The organism is Citrobacter sp. Cf072, from assembly GCF_030334485.1.
GTDB classification, from domain to species: domain Bacteria; phylum Pseudomonadota; class Gammaproteobacteria; order Enterobacterales; family Enterobacteriaceae; genus Citrobacter; species Citrobacter freundii.
In genome coordinates this window covers 839,878-862,747 of record NZ_JAOWDX010000045.1, presented here as the reverse complement: position 1 = coordinate 862,747, position 22,870 = coordinate 839,878, and the positions used below count along the sequence as shown (strand labels likewise).

Annotated in this window: 19 protein-coding genes; 6 read left to right on the top strand and 13 right to left on the bottom strand. The window is 49.0% G+C overall.

Translation table 11 applies throughout. The annotated features are described in order from the left end of the window. Window positions 1-38: 38 nt before the first annotated feature. Genes OGX66_RS16475 through OGX66_RS16425 form a run of 11 tightly spaced genes read right to left on the bottom strand, consistent with a single transcriptional unit; the run spans window position 39 to window position 13,162 of the window. Window positions 39-1,430, bottom strand: a complete 1,392-nt coding sequence (locus OGX66_RS16475) for a DUF4832 domain-containing protein (RefSeq protein ID WP_270921900.1) — start codon at window positions 1,428-1,430, stop codon at window positions 39-41. Between the two features lie 30 nt (window positions 1,431-1,460). Beyond that, the gene (locus OGX66_RS16470) at window positions 1,461-1,868 is read right to left on the bottom strand and encodes a hypothetical protein (protein ID WP_032938074.1); all 408 of its coding nucleotides are present in this window, start codon (window positions 1,866-1,868) and stop codon (window positions 1,461-1,463) included. A gap of 2 nt (window positions 1,869-1,870) precedes the next feature. Next, window positions 1,871-2,983: a glycosyltransferase family 4 protein gene (locus OGX66_RS16465; protein WP_032938077.1), complete on the bottom strand. Its 1,113-nt coding sequence runs from the start codon at window positions 2,981-2,983 to the stop codon at window positions 1,871-1,873. 1 nt (window position 2,984) lies between these two features. Beyond that, complete coding sequence (locus OGX66_RS16460; RefSeq protein WP_044713276.1) at window positions 2,985-4,196, bottom strand: glycosyltransferase family 4 protein; 1,212 nt, start codon at window positions 4,194-4,196, stop codon at window positions 2,985-2,987. Between the two features lie 14 nt (window positions 4,197-4,210). Then, window positions 4,211-5,200: a glycosyltransferase family 2 protein gene (locus OGX66_RS16455; protein ID WP_270921902.1), complete on the bottom strand. Its 990-nt coding sequence runs from the start codon at window positions 5,198-5,200 to the stop codon at window positions 4,211-4,213. Window positions 5,201-5,204: 4 nt separating this feature from the next. Then, entirely contained in the window at window positions 5,205-6,575 is a 1,371-nt protein-coding gene (locus OGX66_RS16450; protein ID WP_003037174.1) for a hypothetical protein, read from the bottom strand. Next, the gene (locus OGX66_RS16445; protein WP_088903138.1) at window positions 6,572-7,783 is read right to left on the bottom strand and encodes a lipopolysaccharide biosynthesis protein; all 1,212 of its coding nucleotides are present in this window, start codon (window positions 7,781-7,783) and stop codon (window positions 6,572-6,574) included. The genes OGX66_RS16450 and OGX66_RS16445 overlap by 4 nt, the downstream gene beginning before the upstream one ends. Continuing rightward, window positions 7,780-9,909: a GumC family protein gene (locus OGX66_RS16440; RefSeq protein WP_088903137.1), complete on the bottom strand. Its 2,130-nt coding sequence runs from the start codon at window positions 9,907-9,909 to the stop codon at window positions 7,780-7,782. The genes OGX66_RS16445 and OGX66_RS16440 overlap by 4 nt, the downstream gene beginning before the upstream one ends. 2 nt (window positions 9,910-9,911) lie before the next feature. Then, on the bottom strand, window positions 9,912-10,469 hold the full coding sequence (locus OGX66_RS16435) for a polysaccharide biosynthesis/export family protein (RefSeq protein WP_003037180.1): 558 nt from the start codon (window positions 10,467-10,469) through the stop codon (window positions 9,912-9,914). 1 nt (window position 10,470) lies between these two features. Beyond that, the gene (locus OGX66_RS16430) at window positions 10,471-11,757 is read right to left on the bottom strand and encodes an outer membrane beta-barrel protein (RefSeq protein WP_016150852.1); all 1,287 of its coding nucleotides are present in this window, start codon (window positions 11,755-11,757) and stop codon (window positions 10,471-10,473) included. Then, the gene (locus OGX66_RS16425) at window positions 11,747-13,162 is read right to left on the bottom strand and encodes an undecaprenyl-phosphate glucose phosphotransferase (protein WP_016150853.1); all 1,416 of its coding nucleotides are present in this window, start codon (window positions 13,160-13,162) and stop codon (window positions 11,747-11,749) included. Before OGX66_RS16425 ends, OGX66_RS16430 begins: the two co-directional genes overlap by 11 nt. A gap of 1,040 nt (window positions 13,163-14,202) precedes the next feature. Here OGX66_RS16425 and OGX66_RS16420 point away from each other — a divergent pair. From OGX66_RS16420 to OGX66_RS16405, 4 genes are read left to right on the top strand one after another with little or no spacing between them, the layout of a single operon-like run. Beyond that, complete coding sequence (locus OGX66_RS16420) at window positions 14,203-14,790, top strand: fimbrial protein (protein WP_003839725.1); 588 nt, start codon at window positions 14,203-14,205, stop codon at window positions 14,788-14,790. Window positions 14,791-14,844: 54 nt separating this feature from the next. Beyond that, window positions 14,845-15,516 carry a fimbrial biogenesis chaperone gene (locus OGX66_RS16415; RefSeq protein ID WP_044713295.1) on the top strand — a complete coding sequence of 224 codons (672 nt, stop codon included), beginning with the start codon at window positions 14,845-14,847 and terminating at the stop codon, window positions 15,514-15,516. Between the two features lie 13 nt (window positions 15,517-15,529). Further along, window positions 15,530-18,088, top strand: a complete 2,559-nt coding sequence (locus tag OGX66_RS16410) for a fimbria/pilus outer membrane usher protein (protein WP_088903136.1) — start codon at window positions 15,530-15,532, stop codon at window positions 18,086-18,088. 10 nt (window positions 18,089-18,098) lie between these two features. Next, on the top strand, window positions 18,099-19,181 hold the full coding sequence (locus OGX66_RS16405) for a fimbrial protein (RefSeq protein ID WP_121540396.1): 1,083 nt from the start codon (window positions 18,099-18,101) through the stop codon (window positions 19,179-19,181). On the opposite strand, the gene OGX66_RS16400 is transcribed toward OGX66_RS16405, so the two are convergent. Both OGX66_RS16400 and tctD read right to left on the bottom strand, forming a co-directional pair. Continuing rightward, the gene (locus OGX66_RS16400) at window positions 19,174-20,625 is read right to left on the bottom strand and encodes a sensor histidine kinase (protein WP_044713301.1); all 1,452 of its coding nucleotides are present in this window, start codon (window positions 20,623-20,625) and stop codon (window positions 19,174-19,176) included. The genes OGX66_RS16405 and OGX66_RS16400 overlap by 8 nt on opposite strands. Next, a complete protein-coding gene (gene tctD / locus OGX66_RS16395) occupies window positions 20,612-21,286 on the bottom strand; it encodes a transcriptional regulator TctD (RefSeq protein ID WP_016150859.1) in 675 nt (224 codons plus the stop codon). Before tctD ends, OGX66_RS16400 begins: the two co-directional genes overlap by 14 nt. Window positions 21,287-21,439: 153 nt before the next feature. Between tctD and OGX66_RS16390 the strand changes: the two genes are divergently transcribed. Further along, on the top strand, window positions 21,440-22,417 hold the full coding sequence (locus OGX66_RS16390) for a Bug family tripartite tricarboxylate transporter substrate binding protein (protein ID WP_003846007.1): 978 nt from the start codon (window positions 21,440-21,442) through the stop codon (window positions 22,415-22,417). A gap of 14 nt (window positions 22,418-22,431) precedes the next feature. Further along, window positions 22,432-22,866 carry a tripartite tricarboxylate transporter TctB family protein gene (locus OGX66_RS16385; RefSeq protein WP_008321484.1) on the top strand — a complete coding sequence of 145 codons (435 nt, stop codon included), beginning with the start codon at window positions 22,432-22,434 and terminating at the stop codon, window positions 22,864-22,866. The last annotated feature ends 4 nt before the right edge of the window (window positions 22,867-22,870 follow it).

Below are 22,870 nucleotides of genomic sequence, written 5' to 3'. Positions count from 1 at the left end.
GCAGCGAGCCTGACCGTCAGGCTCGCTGCTGTGTCTGACTATTGTACTGTTATTGTTGATACCCGGTACCAGCCGCTGCTCTGCTTCCCTTCATTGGCAAAGTTAATTCTCGCCGCACCCGACTTATCCAACATCGCAACCTCAATCGCGTACTGCCCTTTTGCCAGTCGGCCTGGCATAGATAACGCATAACTGACCAGATACTTTCCGGGGAGCCAGCGGCGAATATCCTCCGCGGAATTCCCCTGTGCCACCACCTTATTAGCATTGTCCACAACACGGAATGCCAACATATAAGGCAGATAAATCGGAGCGATACCCTCATTGTACCAGGTACTGTTCAATGTCAGCGTTTGTCCGCTGTCCCACACGGACTCATGGCTCAGGGACGCCAGGCGAAATCGATAGCCTAATTTGGTCAGCGCATCGTCGACAATCGGTCGATAGTCGCTGGGTATCGCTCTCGATTTCAGGTTAATGGTACTGGCGTGCTGTTTGACCGCCCAGTCAAAAATACCCTGCACTTCGGCACGCGTATAATGAAAAGTATTCTTCCAGTCTTGCATATATGAACAGATTTCCAGACTGACCGGCGCACGTTTCCAGGCATCGTTGAACCCTGAATAACTCTGCTGCGCAGCCAGCAATCGCTGCGGGTAATCATCAGTCATATGGTTCCAGGAGTCCGAAAATACGCGCAGGTCCCCCCAACAGTCCGCACGCCATCCTGCCCCACGCTCCACCGCATTCGCCAGACTTTGTCCGCCGCTTATCAGCATGGTTTTTGGCGTCACCGGAAAAGCAGAAAAGTGCATCGCGACGTAGCGATCCAGTTGCGCCGTGGTGTATCGCTCCAGTAATGGCTTCAGGTTCGGGAAGTTGCTGTTATGCCATTCTCCCCATGATCCCACCATGCCAATATCAACAAACGCGAGATTCTCATTACCATCGTAGCGCTTACCAAATGCGTTCAACAGACGCTGGCTGTATTGAATGAACAGAGGATCGTCTAAATCCGGGGCAAATGTCTTTTTATCCGGCGTCCAGGTACCTTTCACGCCTTTTTTAATCAGCCAGTCAGGAATTTGCGAGCCGCTTTCCGGCTCTGCCAGTACCATAAATCGTAGCCCGACATTCATTGCTGGACGATGTGCCGCCGCGTATTTGAAGGCATCATCCACCAACGCAAAATTATACTGGCCTTCGACTGGCTCCAGGTCCCGCCAGTAAAAACGGTCGTATTCAAATCCGGTATTGGGATAGTCCGCCAGCCCCAGCGTTTCACCGTATCCCTGATGAAAACTTGCCACGCCAATCCCCGGATTGGTCAGCGGGCCAGTTAATGCTTTGGGGGTTACGGTCGTTAATGCGGAGATGACCGTTAACGGAAAGGACATTAACAACAGCGCAGAAACCCATTTACACTTCATCGCAGTAATGCCTCCACAGGTTTGTTAACGCTAGTGGTTTTTCAGACTTAACCACCAATCCCAGATACCTACGTGAAAATTTTGGAACACATCAATACCTAACGCGGATTTGATCATATACAGCGTCAACAATACGCAGCAGGTGACGAACAGCACGGCAATCAGCAGCAAAAAAGTGAGCAACATTCTCGACAGGGTCGATTCCTGGCGGTGCTGGCGGCGTAAATCTCTGCCAAACAAAAAAACCAGATAATAACGCTTACTGAAAAAGGGAAAGCTTCTGCGAATATCGATCTGATGCCGCGAAGCCAGCGTCGAGGCCAGGATCGCATTTTCCACCCCTTCTTTTTGTTCAGGGGTCAACCCCTGCGCAATCGTCTCATCAAGATGAGTATAAAATCGTTCGATGACGGGGGGACGATTTTGAGGACTGGTCAAAATTAACCTATATCTTTATCAATTGAGTGATAGACGTTAACCGTCTTTTTGGCGATTTCATGCCAATTGTAGTTTTGTAAATATACACGATAGTCCACGCTATTTGCTGTTACCCCTTGGCCTAATTTTTCGGCCAGACCGGTTACATCTCCCACCTTAAAATAGGTCTCGGCAGGCAGTTGAACTTCAAGGTTAGCAGGAATATCACTGACGACGGCCGGAAGAGAAAATGACATTGCCTCCAGCAGCGCAATGGGCAATCCTTCATGGTATGAAGGCATCACAAATAGCCTGGCCTGCGAAAACACTGCCTGCAGCTCATCACCACGTAAGAAACCGGTCATCACGACACCAGGCGTGTCGGCGGCAAGCTTTTTGAGGCGAATGCTGTATTCGGTTGGATGATCCGCATCACCAATTAACACTAACGGCATGGTCAAACCACTGTGTTGATAGGCGGCAATGGCATCATGCATCCCTTTTTCTTCCACAAACCGCCCAACCACAACGAGATAATTTTTCGGCTGCAGCCCAAAGCGGGAGAGCGTATTGTCGATGGTGAGCTCTGATAACAACCGCGGCTCATTTACGCCATTGTGAATTAAATGCGCATCATAGCGACCATGTTTTTTCTGGATCAGTTGATTAATAACTTCAGAAATCACAATCACCTCGTTGGCATATCTCACCGCCCAACGTTCGCCCAGCAGCAATATTTTTTTTGCAACGAAACCCCATTTCTGACGATCGTAATCAGGTCCGTGGTGGGTGAAAACCACCTTCTTACCCATCACGCGTAAGAGTGGGATCACAAGACCAGGGCCGATAGCATGGACATGCACAATATCCGAATGGTCGATACGTGTCCTAAACGCCGCTAAAACGGAATGGACAATAGCTTCCAGCGAGCGCTTTTTGGGTGCCCACAGCGCGTAGGTTTCGACTTTTTTATAGACCGATCGTTTGTAATTTACATATGGCGAGCGAGCAATCACGCAAATATCCGCGTCGAACTGCTGCTTAATGGCAGGATAAAGATTCTGACAGTGTGTCTCCACACCGCCCAATACATCGGGAATACCACGCGTTCCAAAAACCGTTATTTTTTTACTCATTCTATGGCCTGCTCAGCAGTTCTTTATACAACGCCTGTAAGGTATCCATATGTTTACTGAGCGCATATTTTTCACTCAACCGCGCACGGCCATGTAAGCCCATATTCCGCGCCTTCTCTTGCGAGTTAGCCAGGGCGTCCATCGCATTTGCCAACTCCTGCGCATTGCCTGGTTCGAATAAAATCCCTTCGATACCGTCACGAATTTGTTCCGGGATGCCGCCAATGCGCGATCCAATAACCGGCTTGCCTAAAGACATCGCTTCCAATATCGCCATAGAACAGTTTTCATAGCATTCAGAAGGAAGGATCACCGCTCGCGCATGCTTAATAAGCTTGTCGAGGGCTTCTCCTTGTTGCACATAACCTAAAAATTCAACATCAGGGTATTTGGCGGCTAATTCATCATGCAACGGACCGTGCCCCACAACTTTCAGCGGCGCGCTGTTCTGCATTTTTTTATGCGCTTCCAACAACGTTGCCACGCCCTTTTCACGGCTCAGACGGCCAAAGTACAGCATATAGCCCTCATCGCTTACTTCGGCCAGGGGACGACTGTCATCAACGCCATTGACGATGACATCAATGCGCGAATTTGGCAGCGTACGCAGCAGGATACCTCGTAAAAAAACACTCGGTGAAATAATCACATCCAGCGCCTGATAGTTTTGTGCAATGTACTGCCAGGTTGCCTCCAGGGAGAGCAGTAAGCTTTTTGAGGCTGAACCTTCCTGGCAACGATACCTGAAGGCATTGAAAACCGTCCCGGTAATACAGGAATCGCACACTTTGCCGTCGCGCAGCATGGAATACGAGGGGCACACAATCTTATAGTCATGCGCAGTCAGCACCGTTTTGCTGCCAAAATTACGCGCAACTTTAATCAACGCCGGTGTTAACTGATGGTAGATGTTGTGAAAGTGGACAATATCCGGGCGCTCTTTTTCTAATAGCGCCAGCATTTTTTTGCAGGCCTGCGAATTATGAATAAAGTTAACCGCCGTTTTGATACCGCCCAGCAGATTGCTCTCTTTGTGGTAGTCCACATTGCTGACGAAATAATCCGCATAGTCCGAGGGGAGATTATTATCATGATGCATAGAGAAATCAATAACCTGCACTCCGGCCTGTTTCAGCATATCGCGCTCTTGAAAATAAACCGTTTCCGCGCCGCCTTTAATGAAAAAAAACTTGTTAACTAATAATACTTTCATGGCGCCTGCCCCGGTTATTCATGAATGATTTTACTGTTGGGTGGAGTCAACGGATCGCGTACTGGTTTAGTCAACCCTTTAACCAGCCCGGCAGAAAGCACGGCCAGGTTCATTACGCTTTGCAGGCCGTTTAATAACGATCGATTCTGTATGGTTTTCAGGGCAATAAATGCAAGTAAGGGCAGAAATGCAATGTCGAAAAGTTCAAGATTGAAGGTCACCGCCGCAATGAACAAGCCAATCAAGTAAACAGAAAAAATCGCCTCGTTCCTGACCATTTTTAACGCTTTGCCGAAATAAGGTTTTCCCCAGGCACAACGTAAAAGCTCGCCAGGGGCCTGATAGTATCCGCTTTTCCAACGGTGCTTGAGCATCTGAAAGGTCGGCATGGTATGCGAAGTATGAATAAAATAAGGAATATCCAGACGCCGCAGTTTATAGCCCGCTTCGATTAAACGCAGACCCAGCTCAGCCTCTTCATACGCGTGCAAATTACGGTTAGTCAGATAACCAATTTTCTCAATCGCAGAGCGACGATATAATCCACCACCGCCTAAATGGTCACTATCCCCGAGCGGATATATTTTATTAATGCGTTGCTTACGAGACTTAAATTCATAGTTAACGGCATCATCCATTTCAACGGTTCCCGCAACGCCTGCATATTCTGGTTCAGCCTGCAAAAAGGCGACGGCCTGATCCACAAATCCTTCTTCCAGCTCCATGTCGCCGTCCATCAACAACAGATATTCCCCTTCACTATACAGATAACCTAACTGGTGCCCGACGCCACAACAGCGATCGCCAGGGTCAGTTAAGGACACTACGGTCACCCCTTTATCGATCGCAAGCTGTTGGGTGTTATCCGTTGAGAGACTATCTGCCACAATAATTTTATGTGGATAGTCAATAAGCTGCTTACGGATGCTGTCAATCGTCTTCTCAATACATTTAGATTCATTGAGTGTTTTAATGCTCACTGAAATAAACGGTTTTTGGTCCATACAATTACCCTACGCAGCGAAGGACGGTTCGACGAATCACTAAACTTGCCCCTAGTGATAAATAGAACAGGAATTGTAACATCGGTGTAATCATCAGTATCTGGCTGTAAGGTAAGCTAATTAAGCAACTGATAGCAAAAGCGTTAAACGCCGGTGCAAAACTCAGCAACTGGAGATCCTGCTGGTCCAGTTGTTCAAGTCTCAGTAATGGCTTTGGCTGACAAACTTTCAGGATATAAATGAATAAGCTAACAAAGAGTAATGTACCAATCGCCCCCACTTCCCACAGCAACATACTCAGGGAAGTCGAGTCGAGAATTAAGTTGTAGATAATATTTAAAAATCCCGGCGACACCGTACTACCACTGTTAGTGGCGTTGAGTCCGTAGCCAAATAACGTTCCTGAAAGCCCCCACAGATCGTTATTTTTCAACCAGAACAGGAACGTCGTAAAGCGCCCTAATTCACCGGTAGACATAATGTAGTTTGGATCAAAGATATAGCTTAAGGAGTCGATAAAAATACTTAACGAGCTTTTCGATGGATCGCCACCGAACGCCGTAGAATAATAGTACGCGAGGATCACAATCGACAGGCTAATGAGCAACAGCATTCCCGCCACAATAACCAATAACGTCTTCAGATTAACCTTACTAACGTCTTTGACGTAGCTCGGTGAGAGCCACACCCACGCCAGGAATATTGGCGATAGCAGGATGACAAACTTCACTTCACCAATTATGCATAACCCGATACCGAGAACAATATGCAGCGCCATGGATTTGAACGTGGTGAGCCCATGCTTATATTCGGAGACTTTTAACAACATAATTAACAGGCAAAACAGCCCCATTGCGGCAGTATTCCCGCCCCCCATGGGGTCACCGCCAAACGTGCCAACCACGGAGTCCCATTTCTCATCTTCGCCGCGCACCGCAACGCGCTGAGGAACGACCAGTAAAACCTGATAAATCATTACCGGGATCTGCGCGTAAAAAACCCAGTACAGATAGCGTGTTACACGATAAATCTGCGACTCCCTGCAAAACCCTAGCAGCAAACAGATCATCACCAGCGACAATGCAATTTCGTTTTTAAATGCCACAATCGCGACGGTGATCCCGCCCTGAATCAACGTCGATGTCCCAGCCAGTACCAGGAACGAGAAATACAACGCCAGAACAATCGTCTCCTGCGCATCCAGTTGCAGCGAGCCATCACGCGTCTGCATCACCAATAATCCCACCATCAATAAGGTGAGGAAAAAAGGTATCCACAGCACTGACTGCATACCGGTAAAGTATTGCACCAAGCCACACAGGATCAGCGTGACAAAAGTATAAACCTGTAAAAAGTATCCGGTATTCAGTGTCATATTATCACCGGCTTGTCTTTCAGGAGATTGGCTCGCTTATTCATTTTCAGATAAATGAAGGCGTAGCGAATAAATGTCAGTGAAGAAAACAAGATGACCGACGTTGCATAATCTTTATAAAAATAGGGCGTCACGACAAAAGCGAATAGTACAATCGCCAGCTGTTCCAGTTGGATACGCAGAAAATAGCGATGGGAACCAAAAATAAGTTCTATCACCGTCAGAGGGCTTATCGCCAGCGCAGGGAATAAATAGGGCAACATGTAGCGCGACGTCTCAATGGAGTTAATCCAGTCTTCGCTAAAACCGAGGCGCATCACAATCGGATAGAAAATAAAAACCCCAAGGGTACAGATAACCCCTAGTACCAGCAATAGCATACGTACCTTGGTATATTCCTGATAGTTAAAGGTATTATTTCTGAAGTCGATAGACCACTTGGAAAAAATAGTATTGCGTACCGCGTTGCCGATGATCACCACCGGTGCCAGGCAAAAGCGGCTAACCACGGAAAAATAACCCGCCGTCAGCGCCGAGAACCAAAAGTTAATCAGCATAATCGGCAAATTGCTGCTGGCCATCGCCAGCACTTCCGCACTGCCCACTTTGGTAATGTGATGAATATTCTGTTTGAAAAAATGCCAATTACTGGCGGGTCGCAGATGTCTGGCTGCCACCGAACGAATATCAAACGAATGCACAATACAGCTTATGGTCAGCACCATCGTCGCGCAGGCCCACGACCAATAAAACAGCTGTACATAATGCGTAACCAGAACCGAAAGTAATACCACCACTGAAACAGAAATACGCTGGAAAATCAGAAAACGAAAGTTAGCCGTGCGTAGCGACAGGTTTTCCGAGATCAAAACCCACGCCGTTGCCAACGTCAGCAAATAGAGAAACAGGATGTTCTGGTGAAACAGCCACGCGGTGAGCACGGCGTAAGGTAAGGCAATGATCGTGCTTTGGATCAGGCAAAACACAACATTCTGTACCAGTTCGTCATCCTGCTGTTTAGGAATTAACAGCTGTGATGCAAAGGTACATACCTGAGCGCCCACCACGGCGATACTGTAGTTGAGCGCATAAAGCCCCACCTCAGCCATATCGTACTTGTGTGAAATCAACCAAATAGACAGTGCACCAATCAACTGCGAGATGACTGATGAACCGGCTATCGTGGAAGCGCTCTTCAGTAGACTCATACGCGGCCTGGCGTGGTCATCAGTTGATCGGTACTGAAGTTCAGTGAACGCAGACCTTCTTGCGTCTCAAGATCTTTTTCTTCAACCGCATTAAGTACCGCGCCAATTACCACGCCGTTATTTTCTTCCAGCTTATCCAGCGCGTTGGCGATTTGCCCGGCGGACCCCGTCCCGGCTTTCACAATGAAAATCACCCCATCAACGGCGCGTTTAATCAGTTGAACATCCTGACTCTGATTCACAGCAGCGACATCAATAATAATGCGCTGATAGTGCGATTTCAGTTCACGCATTAAGGGCTCAACGTGCCCCGACGACAGCATCAGTAAAGAAGAGATGGTTGTCTTGCCGTGCGGAATAAAATCGAGATGATCACCGAGCGTAATCCGCGCCTGTTCAAGCTGAACCTCCCCGCGCAACAGTTCCGCCAAACCTGCGGATGTTGCCGACGCCAGTTCAGAAGATAGCCCGTCAGTGTTAAAGAAATCCGCATCAATAAGCAGTGTTTTCTGGTCGAAACTAAAAGAGTTAGCTAACAGATTCGCCAACAAAGAACGCCCATCGCCGTGCTCCGTCGACGCCACGGCAAGCGTCTGTAAAGGTCGATTATCCAGCATAATCCGGGTACGGATACCGTGCACAATATCGGCATTCAGCGGGTTCTTCATGATCATGTCCCGCACCTGCGCGCGCCCTGAGGTTCCGCTAAAACGACGGATTTCACCCAGCGGAGCAACATTGAGCCGTTTTTTCATGCGACTGAGGGTACCGATTGAGTTATCCATTGCCGCTTTAACAATGAAATACATGATACTGAACACCACCACCAGCATGACCACCATCAGCAACAGCAAAGATTTATTCGGTTTCGCCGGTTTTAAGGCGGGTACCGCAGGGTCGTATAACACCGCATCAGCATTCACGCCGGACAGAGACAGCTCTTGAGTACGTTGATAAAGCGATTTATACAGGTCTTCCATTTTATCTAACGACAGCTTTTGACTGTTCCAGGCATCCCGTTTTGACGCCATTTTCTGGAAGATCTCTTTCTGCTCAGTCACCTGCTGTTGATAGTTTTTTTCGTCCGCCAGCGCCGCCAGATATTGCTGGCGTAAACCGACTTTCAGCTCACCCAATACTCGTCCAGTCTGGTTTTGGATCGACTGAACATCGGCCTCTGCTTTTAAAATGGCGGGATTTTTTGGCCCGTAGACTTTACGCTGTTCGGACAATGTTCGTTGCGCCTGAATCAACGCAATGCGCAAATCCTGGATCTGAGCATGATTAGAGACCGAAGGCAGCGAGATAACGCTCTCAATGGACTTACCTCCCCCGTTCACCTCGTTATAGACGGATTCAGCGGCAACCCGACGCTGAGTTGCATCGGCCAGGCGATTGGTTACGATACTTAGCTGCTCGGTTTCAAAACCATCGATTCCACGGAAGGTCAGCAGCCCGGCATTTTTCAGATAGTTGTCCATCTCGTCTTTTTGCTTAGCTATCGACTTCTGAATCTCTTCCATTTTTTCAAAATTCAGTTCACGAGCTTGCTCCACTTTCAGACGCTTCTGCTCCACCGTGTAGTTGATGAAAGCCTGCGCGACGCCATTCGCAATGTCAGCCGCAACCTGTGGGGACGTTGATTCATAGGTAATAGACGCCAGGTTCGTCGTACGAATACCAATGACATTCAGATTTTTCGCCAGCGTTTTCAGCGCTTGTTCCATTCTCAGTTGCCGACTTTCATTGCTATCAGCCCCCCGAGCACCGGCTTTTTCCCCGGTAAACTCCGGGTTTTCATCCAGCTTCATATCACGTATGGCTTTCTCCAGCACAATACGTGAATGCATCAACGCATATTGTGTTTCGTAGTAACCACTACGCGTTGAATCGAAACCATCAACCTGTGGAAACGGAGAAACGTTATCAGCTTGCGCCTTAATCAGCACCGTCGCCGTTGAAACATACTTTGAGGACATCATGCTGATTAATGGATACGCGACGACCCCAGCAACGATACCGGCCAGCGCGATTTTCCAGGCGTTCTTTTTCAGCTCTTTGGCAAAGCGGGAGAATTCGACACTGCTTTCTCGTTTTTTGCCGTTTTCCACTATAGATAGTTTCATCGTTAGAAGAACCCCATGCCAATAATCACGACATCCCCTGGATGAACAGAGTGCGTTAAATCGACATTCTCAAGCAGCTGATTGCTACCCGACAGACGAATGTTGATATCTTGACGGTCCGCACGGTCTGTAAACCCACCCGCCTGCGCAATAGACTTCTCGACGGTAAGCCCTGGCTCATAGGCGAAGCCATTTGGACTTTTCACCTCGCCTGAAACATAGTATTTGCGGAACTCGGCGATGCTCACCGTCACCATCGGAGTGGTAAAATAATCTCCGGTCAGGCGTTGAGTTAATTCTTTTGTCACTTGATCAACGGTTTTATCTTGTAATTTAAGAGCACCAACAAACGGGAAATTAATTTCCCCACTCTTATCCAAAATAAACCGCATCGTCATATCGGGTTGACCATGAACAGCGATATTGACCGTATCCCCCGCCCCAAGTCGGTAATCCTGCTGAACAGTAGCAGGATCGTCCATTAATCGCGGGCTGGACGTTGTGCATCCGACCAACAGGATACTGAAAAGCAAAACCGCGCACAGTTCTATTATTTTCATTTTAGATCTGAACCTTAGCTTTAAGCATAATCATAGAATTATCATAACCCAACGTTCTAATGACTTCCTGATTGTCGTTGGGACCGATATAAAACGAGTCAGTATCCCTATTCGAATTTAATGTATCTATCTGATATTTAATCTCAAAATTAACCGACGGCGTATAGTCATAGCTCATGGTTACGCTAAACACACCATCTTTATCATGTCGATCCTTGTTCTGTTTTTTATAGTCTTCCGAAGTGAATGAGTAGTCCAATAAAGTAGAAAAACGAGTGCCTAACCAGAAATGCTGGTAAGAAAGACCATACTGGGTCACTAAAATATATCCACCAACTTCCGATGGGTCTTTAATGCTTTGCGCAGAGTGAGCCGTGAAAACAGATTGTTGTAATGGCTTCCACTCCGCTTTTATGTCCCAGTTTAGACCATTAAAATCATGCGAGTTTGCGTTGTTTTCAAATGTTTTATACAGCCATGAAATATTCATGTCGACATTGGTTTTCCCCGTCAACTGCGACTTCAGGCCATACAGCAAATAGTACTCATTCGTGTCTTTTTCTGAGTTGTTATCATAGCGACGCTGGTTAGTAATAAAACTATAGCGAAAGCGCGTTCTGGATGAGTATTGGTCAAAAACTTCCGCTATCAGGCTATTTTCATGCCATTCCTGTTCCTGAATATAATTGTAGAAGTCTTCACTGCTGTCCCGAACATCAGAAGTGTTACCGAAAGTCAGTTTTTTGTATAACAACGCCAGTTCCGCTTTGCCGCGACCATCAGGCGCACCGTAGCTGTAGCGCAATTCACTATTGATAAAATTTGTCGTCAGCGGGGATTTAATCCCATATTGCTCAAATTGACTCGGTAGAAAACCCTCGGTGATGTCACGACCACGGGATTCATGCCCAAGCGAATCCTCCAGATTAAGGGTTAAACCATGCTTGAGCCCATAACGCCAGGCACCGTTAAAACGGAAAAAATGATCGTTGTAGTTATCAGCAGAATCGCTTGAGTAGTTACGGTAATCCCCGGAGTACATCAGCAAATACTTATCCTGACCACGCTCTCCACTCATACTCAGCACTGGCGCTGCACTCTGAAATGAGGAACCGATAGCATCGTTGCTATGTGGCTGATAAGAGACGTTATCATTATAACCGTAGTCCACAGCAACCTTGCCCTGGAAGTCTATCCCCGCAAAGCCAATGTGTGATTTCGGTGTTAAATCAGCCCATGCGGACTGCGATATCACGATTCCGGTAATCACTATCAATTTAGTATGCATTCTTACCGACAAATCCTTTGAAAATAGTTTTAATAATAATTTTTAAATCCAGCCATAACGACCAGTTTTGAATGTACTCAATATCGTACTGAACCCGTTTTTCCATCTTATAAAGCGCATCAATTTCCCCACGGAACCCGTTGATCTGCGCAAGCCCAGTGATCCCAGGCTTAACTTTATGGCGGATCATGTAATTTTCAACCTGTTTGCGGTACTGCTCATTATGCGTAACCGCATGAGGTCTGGGACCGACAATCGACATACTTCCCTGCAAAACGTTAATAAATTGCGGAAGTTCATCCAGCGAAGTGCGGCGTAAAAAGCTCCCGAATTTGGTTACCCGCGGATCGTTTTTCGTGGCCTGAATAACCGTATCGGAATTCTCCATGACGCGCATAGAACGAAACTTCCAGACCTTAATTTTTTGCCCGCTAAGACCATAGCGGTCCTGTTTGAAAAACACCGGCCCGCGGGACGTGAGTTTGATACCAATGGCAATAGCCAGCATCAGGGAGGAAATCATCACCATAATGATGCTGCCAAGAACCAGATCTTCCGCCCGCTTAATAAACGACCCCGCCCCTTCAAACGGTGAACTGAAGATACCGATAGTTTGCAGGTTGTGGATGGAGCGTAACTTGGACATGTTGTTACTATAGGTATAAAAGTCAGGGACAATATAGGTATCTACGGTGGTGTCAGACATCATCGCTAAAAAATGACGAATTCGGTGTAAAGCAACCATCGGTAAAGCGATGTAGATTTCGTCTATATTTCCCTGCCTGGCTTCCTCAACTAAATTGCTCACCGAGCCGCGAAAGGGACTTTTTATTTTCTCCACCACATCGCCGCAACGGGATGGACTGCGCTCATCATAAAATGCCAGGTCTAATTTGATATTGGCATATTCAGTGGTCAATGCGTTTTCCGCCGCCAGACCGTTCTCAGTAAGCCCAATCACAGCAACGCGAATATTTTTCCTGGCGGTGTATTTGAAAAGAAAAAAGCGGATATAGTATAGAAAAGGTAATGGAATGAAGTACCAGTAAATAATGGCTGAATAAAACGGTGAAGGCAGTCTGTCTAAGTAGCCGAGTGATTCAGGCTCAGCCACCGTCATACTGACCAGTTCGTTAAAAAAAATCGCCAGCAGCGTACAAAAAACCAGGCGTTTTTGATTACGCAAACCGATCGTCTTAATCTTTTGCTGGTACATTTTAATGTATTCAGCAAACAGTAAGAAAAAGATCGAGAAGAGAAGACTCAAAATCGCAATGGTGTTAAAGGGCACCAAACCCAGCAGATGGGCGCTAAAAATTAACACCACATTGATAACAATGAAATCGACCAGTTTTAAAAAGACCGGATATCCTTGACTGCTAATCTTTAGCGAATTTTTAAGCATATCTCAACCTATTATCGATTGATCTTTAATTGTTTTTTTCTTATTTCATGAAGTTAATTATATCACAAGCTTAAAAAACACAAGGGTAGATTGTCAGCAAATGTAAAAAGAAAGATGATAAGTTGTGACAAGCACCTCACAAGATATCAGCATCAATATGATTTTATTGACTATTAAAATCAAGCTCGATTTATTTTCCACATTAGAAAATATAATTACCTGCAACAAAAATCGCATTGACAGATAACAGTTCATGAACTAATAGTAAGTGCAATTGTATGATGAATACCCGGGTCACTTACTGGGGTAGGCTCATCGGGAGCCTCTCACTTGCCGCCTTCCCACAACGAGAAATCCGTAGCATATATAAGCGTATATAATATCCTTTAGAAAAATAACACGGGAATATATTAACAAGAAAATGATTAGCAAGCTTATTGTGAGCGTGATGCTTACTGATTGGATCTTAGAATTATCGTCATTCTGATGTACAAAAATGAAGAACAATCAAATTCAGCACAAAAAATTTAGTTTAAATAATTGTAGCAACTCCGATGACTGAAGATGACCAACATGACTTTACAGGTATAAAAAACACACTGTAACTGTTCAACCCCAAAATGAATATCACATCTCGCTAATATCAACATTCTGCGAACTTATACATCTAACAACAGTAATTTCAACACAGATCAACCCGCTCATTCAAAACACCCAAAAAGAATAAATGACAACATTGATATTTTGTTAAATGTACCACAACGATAATCCCATACGTTATTTATAATCATGTATACACCGTGTTAAAAAACCTGAAAAGATTACTGAAACACCCTTTCATCACACATAAAAAATTATGTTTACTTATTTTTCGCAAATAAATAATATCCGCAGCGGATGACTTGTTGAGCAATTTACAAACGTTAATCGTTTCTTTTAAATGAAGTCCTGCATCATTTTTTGACATTGATGTACTCCGGCTGAATCTGCGCCTCTGACAAGTACTCTTCTGGGTAAATAATAAATTTAACGGAGTTATGATGAAGAAAATTACACTCACCTGCACCGCGCTGGTTGCTTTGTTTGCGGCTAATGTTGGCGCGGCAGGAAGTACTAATTACGCCACCACCGCGGGAGCAGGTTCTAAAGCCACCGCGACGGTCCATTTTACCGGTGAAATTGTTGCCAGCACCTGCGTAGTGAACACCGCCAATCCAACAAATACAAACGTCGTATTACCGCAAGTCACCAACCAGTTATTTGGCGGCGCAGGCTCTACCACCGGCGATACTCAGTTTACGTTGCAATTCACCGGCTGTAGTGGCGCAACGGGAGCACACAGCTATGTGGTGGTCTTTACCGGTAAAAATCCTGGCAGTAATACCACATTGTTGGAAGCAACTCGTACAACAGGAGCAGCCACCGATGTCGGCATTGAAGTGGACAATAAAGGTAACTCAGGTAAAGCCCTCGATTTCTCCGCTAGTCAGAATGAAGTGTCATTGACACCGAACCAAAACGGCGATGCACATATTGATTTGGTCGCCAAATATCAGCAAATAGGCGCAACGCTGCCTGCGGCAGGCACAATTACTGCGGATATGAATTACACCGTCATTTATAAATAACGGACGTTGATTGCTATGGATGGCACTGTTCCCTGAATCTGGAAAGTGCACCTGATGAATAAAGTCTTCTTTTATCTGTTGCTGTGCGTGGTTAGCACCGCACACAGCGCGATTAATTTGGGTCAAACACGCGTTATTTATAATGAGAACGATAAAGCAGCGATGTTTGACGTCAACAATAATACAGACAAGCCATATATGGTACAGACATGGCTGGATAAGGGTAATCCGGATGAGACGCCGGCCAATCTGCCAATGATAATTACCCCGCCGATCCTGAAACTCGACGGCCATAAATCCGCCGTGTTGCGGGCGATTTACCAGGGCAACGGGTTTCCCCAGGATGTTGAATCGGTATTGTGGATTAACGTGCAGGAAATCCCCACCATTGAAAACGAGGAAAATACCTTACAACTGGCGCAACGAATTCGCATCAAACTCTTTTATCGCCCTGCGGGGTTGAATATGACGCTACCTGAAGCGGTTGAGAAATTACAGTGGCAATGTCACGGAAATACTCTGCGTGCCGTTAATCCGACACCGTTACATATTTCTCTGACGCAATTGCATATTAACGGCCAAAACGTTGATGCCGATATGGTTAATCCTCATGGCGAACGCACGTTTACGCTGTCGCAGCAAAAAGTTAGCCACATCGACTTTAACTGGGTAGATGATTACGGCGGTACTAACGCGGTCAATAACGTCCCGATATCGTGTTATTAAGCCAGGGGTTGCAATGATGATAAAAAATAAGCAACCGCAACGGTTTAAGGAAAGGGTCTTTACGCTGTCAACGTTGGTCCTGTGTATGCCTGCTTACGCCAGCGGTGCGCCACAGTTTAATACCCGCTTTGTGCATGGTGCGCAAAATATCACCTCCGTGGTGCAAATCGCCCGTAATGATGGGCTTAGCGAAGGGACGTTTGAATACGATATTTATATTGATCATAGCTTCGTTGAGACGCGCAATGTTGCCTTCAAAAGACGTCAGCCAGAAGGCAAGCCACAACCCTGCCTAAGCGCTGACGATCTGCGCAGATACGGGATTAAAATCCCGGATGACCGCAGCGATACCTGCATTGAGCTCACAGCGCTGATAGCAAACAGCCGCCTGACGGCAGATGCAAACTACCAGCGTATTGATATTTCAGTGCCGGAAGCTTTTCTGCTCTCGACCGCACACGATGCAGTCCCGGAGTCTGCCTATGACGATGGGGTTAATGCCGCTTTTGTCGGCTACAACGTCAATACCACCCGCCTGGCCGAACAGGGTCAGGATCATGACTCCGTCTTTGCCAGTTTTGCCAACGGCATCAACCTGGCGGGATGGCATTTCCGTAACCAGTCCACGTTCAGCTACGCCAGCGGTTCAGGCCGCCAGTGGCAGGCGGTTTCTACGTGGGTGGAGCGCAATATTGTTGCGCTACGTAGCCGCTTGCGCATCGGGCAAACCTACACGGATGACAATGTGTTCGACAGCATCCAGTTTACCGGGGCGCAGCTCACCAGCGATGAAAATATGTTGCCTGATAGCCAACGCGATTTTGCCCCGGTCGTTCGCGGCGTCGCCAACAGCAATGCCACAATCGAAATCCGGCAAAATGGCTACCTGATCTACAGTAAAAACGTCGCGCCGGGCGCGTTTGACATCGACGATATTAACCCCAGCAACCAGAGTGGCGATCTGGATGTTAGCGTTATTGAAGCCGATGGCAGCCGTCTCAATTTCAGCGTGCCTTATTCGGCGGTACCGAACATGCTGCGCGCAGATAACAGCCGTTTTCAGTTTACGGCCGGGGAATACCGTGACGGTTACAGTGGCGGCTGGCGGCCCCGTTTTGTCCAGGGAACGTTGAGCTATGGCCTCAGTTCTGGAACCACGCTGTACGGCGGTTTACTGGCGGCGGAAAGTTACAACGCGATTGCCACCGGGGTCGCTCAGGATCTGCATCAGTTTGGCGCGATCTCCTTTGATATCACCACCGCCCGAGCACAGCTTGCCAGCGGAGAAGCGTCCACGGGGCAAAGTTACCGTTTCCTGTATTCTAAATCGCTGAACCAGTACGGCACGGATTTTCGTCTGGTTGGCTACCGCTACAATACATCCGGCTATTACAGCTTTAGCGACACCATTAACGAGCATAACAGCTGGTCCTCGGGTTATTACGACATCGCCTATGACGACCCCAATCAGCAGTTGCGTTACCCTGGCGAGCAGCACAACAAAAAGCATTACTACACCAGTAACTACAATAATCGCCGCCAACGTTTTGAGGTTTCTGTTAATCAGCGTTTGTGGGATAACGCCTCGCTTTACGTCAGCGCCAGCCAGCAAAACTACTGGCACAACGGGAGTCACGACCGCACGATACAACTGGGTTACAACGATACGCTGGGGAAAATTAACTGGAGCGTATACGTGCAGGACACCCGCAACCAGTACGACTACCAGGACCGCAGTATCAACCTGACGTTATCCATCCCATTTGATTTCATGGACAGCCACGGCTTTGTCTCTGCCAACGTGATGCATAGCCAGCAGAATGGCGACAGCTACTCCACCAGCTACAGCAACACCGCATTTGACGATCGTCTGAGCTGGGGCGTTCAAGGCAGTACCACCGATCGACAGGATTCCGCTGCCGGCGTTAACGCCGCCTGGCAAGGCGACAAGATGAACGTTCAGGGAGGCTATAGCGCCGGGCGCAACTACCAGAATATGAATATGGGCATCAGCGGCGGGGCGATGCTGCACGCAGGCGGCGTTACGCTTATGCACTCTCCGGGTGACACCATGGTGTTGGTCGAGGCTCAAAATGCCGACGGCGTCCATATCCAGCAACAAAACGGCGTGGCGATAGACGATAACGGCTATGCGGTCCTGACTGCGGCAGATGCCTGGCATTACAACGTGGTGAGTCTGAATACCGCCGATATTGGCGCCGGTCTGGATATTCCCCAGGCACAGAAAAAAATTGTCCCGACAGAGAAAGCCATCGGCAAAGTCGTGTTTGAAACTTTCAGCGGGCGCAACTATCTGGTGAATGCAGTCATACCCGGCAACATAGCCCCGCCGGTTGGTGCGATCGTTCGGGATGCCAAAGGCCGCAATCACGGCCTGGTCGGTTTGCATGGCGCTCTGTATGCCAGCGGCGTGGAAGATAATTCGCGCCTGGAAGTGCGCTGGGGCTCACATACCAATGAACACTGCTTTATTCAAATGCCGGATAACCATCACCAGCCGGTGAAGAAAATCGGATATACACAAATTACTGCCCAGTGCGTCGGTTCGTAAGGTGCAATCAATGAATCCGTTAAAAATAGTTAAACTCGTGGTGCTGTTTTGTTTGCCGATCTTCAGTAGTACAAGCTATGCGGTTACCTGTACAGCAAACAGCGTCTCTGTACACGTTGATCCGATTAAAATTAGCCATAGCACCACCGCCGGAGACACCGTCTGGGTGTCCAATTCACAGACCGTTAGCGTCACCTGCAGCGACACGGACCATATGCCCCAGGGCGAAGCGGCCAGAATCTACATCGATCCCGACCATGAGTTTGCGCATTTTTTGCAGGGAACCAATATGAAACTGGTGGTGAGCATCGATGGTCGTTCTTACGATCAGAGCGCGCAGGCCGTCACCACGCAATATCAGGCAACGCTGCCCCGAACAGGTTCAAACGGCTACTGCAATAGTAACAGCCACAGAAATACCAGTGCCTGCCTGGCACTTCCGCAAACTTTTTCTTTCACCTTTAACCTTAGTCTGGTCGCCACCGGAAAGCTCCCGGATCCTTTGCCCGCACTGGCGGGTCGCACCATCAACAAAGTTTTCGTCGTCGACGGTATTGGCAGCATTAACTCTTGCAGTACGCATTGTTCCGCCAGCAATCCGGCAAAAAACTTTGGCCCCGCGCTGACCGGCCTGAATAACATCAGTTATATCAACTGCGAACCGATCGTCTCTATTGCCTCAGACAAAGGAACGGATACCGTCGAGTTTGGCAGGATCAGCATTACCGAAGCCAAAGCGGGCAAGGATAACAGCCACAGCAAACAGTTTGCCGTTATCGCTGCAGAAGCTGCCGGGAAGCATGAATGTCGCGGCATCAATTACGCGATAACCTTTACCGGCACCACGCACAACAGCGGCACGGTTTTTACCGGTCAGGGTACGCCGGATATCGGCGTTACGCTTCAGGATGCTGCACGGCCCGGCGCCGGGGATATTATCAGCGGCAACCGCATCGATTTTACCAGCGGCGCGTTTAACAACCAGAGCGACAGTCGGCGCAAAGAGTTCATGGCGACCCTGTTCTGGCTGAAGAACCCTCCTCAACCAGGCGCATTTAGTATCCCGGTCAATGCGACAGTGACCTTTAAATAACGGGCGCTGGACGACACCGATCGTCCTGCCCTTCTCGCTCCAGACATAAAAACCGCATCCGTACGCTTAACCCGCCTAATGCTTCACTCCGGGATAGCTGTGGGTGCGTACGATGCAGGCGAGCAATGTCGTTGACCAGCGCCAGACCGATTCCTGCCCCAGGAATATTGCCGACGTTATCCAGACGATGAAACGGGAGCAGCGCCTGATGCACCATTTGTTCATCAATGCCTGGCCCGCTATCTTCAACCACCAGCACCACAGCCTCTCCTTCTCGCCGCAGTCGGGCAGTCACCACGCCTAACGGCGGCGTGTATTTCAGTGCGTTATCCAGCAGATTCCCGCACAGTTCCCCGAGCAAGACTTCGTCGCCCTCGACCCACACCGCGTCCTGATCCCCTTCATAGCCCAGATCGATCCCTTTACTACGCGCTTGCGCCAGTCGGGTAAAACAGCTGGTTTGCACCACCTCATACAGATTAACCGGCGAGAAATGCCTTTCCCCTTGCTCTTTGCGCTTCACCGCCGACAACTGTAACAGCCTTTCAGTCAGTTGAATGGTGTTATCCAGCGTGGTACTCATGGCTTGCAGACTCTCGTACCACTGCTGCGGCTGCTGACTGGCGAGAGCCACCGCCGCCTGAGTTTTCAGCACTGCCAACGGCGTTTTAAGCTGATGGGAAGCATCCGCGCTGAAGCGCTCCTGGCGAGAAATCAGGCCGCGAAGTCGGTCCAGATAGCGGTTAAACGCCACAATCAGTAGACGGGTTTCCGACCACGGCAGCAGCTCCGGCAGCGGCGTCAGTAGCCCCGGCTCACGACGCACCATCAGCGATGACAGCTGGCGCATCGGGCGTAGCACCCGGCGCAGCAGCCAGCCAACCAGCACCAGAGTCAGTAGTACCAGCAGCCCTTGCGAGACCCACGAGGAAAACAACAGCTGTCGCGCCAGATAACGCCGCGATTGCAGCGTTTCGGCAACATAAATCTCCGCCATGCCAACAATGCCACCTTCGTTGACAGGCTGCAGCAGACGCGCCACACGGATTGCCTCACCGCGATATTCAGTGTGATAAAACCATGCCAGCGCCGGATAAAGCCGCGTGCGCGAGGTAGCAGGCGGCATCGCCGGTAAATCGTCATAACCAGAGATAACCTTCCCCGCCGGATCAACCACTTTGTAATACAGTCGGTCGTTCATATTCAATTCAAAGCTGTCCAGCACCACCCATGGCACATTCACTTCTAACTGTTTATTGCGCACCACCAGCCGCTCGGAGACGGTCCTGGCGGATGAAAGCAGCGTGCGGTCATACGCCTGGGTCGCCGCCTGTAGCGCACTGACATAGCTGTTAAATGCTGACAGGCCCCACAGCAACATTAGCGGCAGGCCCAAAAACATCAGCAGTTGCAGGTATAACGATTGGGGTTTAACCCACTTCATCGCTACGCTCCAGCACATAACCCAGACCACGTAATGTGGCGATGCGCACATCGCTTCCCTGTAGCTTTTTGCGCAAACGATGGATATACAGCTCAATGCTTTCAGGACTGACCTCATCACTCAGGCTGAAGACCTGCTCAAACAACTGCTGGCGTGAAACTGGTCGCAACCGACGGTACATCAGCACCGTCAACAGCGCCTGTTCTCGCGGCGTGAGCGCCAACGGCTGCCCCTGCAACAGAAAATAGCCTTCATCGTGAAACGCCAGCTCCCCCAGTTGCTGTATGCCTTGCACCTGTCCCGCACTGCGACGCAGCAAGGCTCGCAACCGAGCATCCAACTCCTCAATCTCAAACGGTTTTGCCAGATAATCATCGGCTCCGACGTTCAACCCTTTCACCCTATCGGCCACTGCGCTACGCGCCGTCAGCAGCAGGACAGGAAGCGTCTGCCCGCGTTTGCGCAGCCGCTTAACGACTTCCAGACCATCCAGCCCCGGCATATTGATATCCAGCACCGCCAACGCGTATGTTTCGCCATGTAAAAGATGGTCGGCCGCCAGGCCATCAAAAACGCAGTCAACGGCAAAACCGTTTTGCACCAGCGCTTTCTCCAGCCAGTGAGCTAACTCACGGTTATCTTCCGCTAATAAGAGACGCATATCACATCCTGCAAAGTTTCTGCCGCATTGAAAGGGAATTGAAAGGTTAATGTTTTAACAATCACGCAACCGAACTGCTACACATCGGCTCACATAATCACAAAAATCTTCTTCCGTACCCGAAAATCCGGTTTTCCGGCGTGAGGATAAACAATGAAAAAACAGTTACTTCGTACCCTTACTGCAAGCATTTTACTGATGAGTACCTCTGTACTGGCCGAACAAGCGCCATCGCGCACTGAATGTATCGCCCCTGCTAAACCCGGCGGTGGTTTCGATCTCACCTGTAAGTTGATTCAGGTGAGCATGATGGAAACCGGTGCTATCGAAAAACCGATGCGCGTGACCTATATGCCTGGCGGCGTTGGGGCCGTGGCCTATAACGCGATCGTCGCTCAACGCCCGGCTGAAGCGGGAACCGTGGTGGCCTTCTCCGGCGGCTCCCTGCTGAACCTGTCACAGGGCAAGTTTGGTCGCTACGGTGTGGATGATGTCCGCTGGCTGGCAAGTGTCGGCACCGACTACGGCATGATTGCCGTACGTCAGGATGCGCCATGGAAGACGCTGAAAGATCTGCTTACGGCAATGGAGAAAGACCCTAACAGCGTGGTCATTGGCGCAGGTGCTTCTATCGGTAGCCAGGACTGGATGAAGTCGGCGCTGCTGGCGCAAAAAGCCAATGTCGATCCGCACAAGATGCGCTATGTGGCTTTTGAGGGCGGTGGCGAACCGGTTACCGCGCTGATGGGAAATCACGTGCAGGTAGTTTCCGGCGATCTTAGTGAAATGGTGCCCTACCTCAGCGGCGACAAAATCCGCGTGCTCGCGGTGTTCTCCGATCAACGCCTACCGGGCCAGTTAGCCAACGTGCCAACCGCCAAAGAGCAGGGTTATGACCTCGTGTGGCCTATCATTCGTGGCTTCTACGTTGGGCCAAAAGTCAGCGACGCTGAGTATCAGTGGTGGGTTGATGCCTTTAACAAACTCCAGCAGACCGATGAGTTTAAAAAACAACGCGATCTGCGCGGTCTGTTTGAGTTCAACATGAGCGGCAAACAGCTCGACGACTACGTGAAAAAACAGGTTACGGATTATCGTGAGCAGGCGAAAGCCTTCGGTCTGGCGAAGTAAACGCAGAGGCAAAGATGATGAGCGATCGTATTTTTGCAGGTATCTGGCTGTTGCTCTGCATAGCCGGGCTGTTCGTGGCCTGGCAAATCAGCAGCGAATACAGCTATGAACCCGTAGGGCCGCGTCCCTTCCCGCTGGGCATTATCAGTCTGATGTTGGTATGCGCCGTGGCGCTGCTGTTGCGCCATCCGGATACCATCAGTTGGCCCCGTCGCCACGTGCTGCAAAAGCTGCTGACGATGGTAATTGTTCTGTTGATGTACGCCTGGGGTTTTGAGTGGCTCGGTTTTCCCATCGCCACCGCCATTCTCACCGTGGTGATTGGCATGCTGTTCGGCGCAACCATCCCGGCTGCGGGTATTTCCGGCGCAGTGCTCGGCATTCTGCTGTGGTATGCCTTTGACCGACTGCTTGACGTCACCTTACCACTCGGCGCCTGGCTGGGTTAACGGA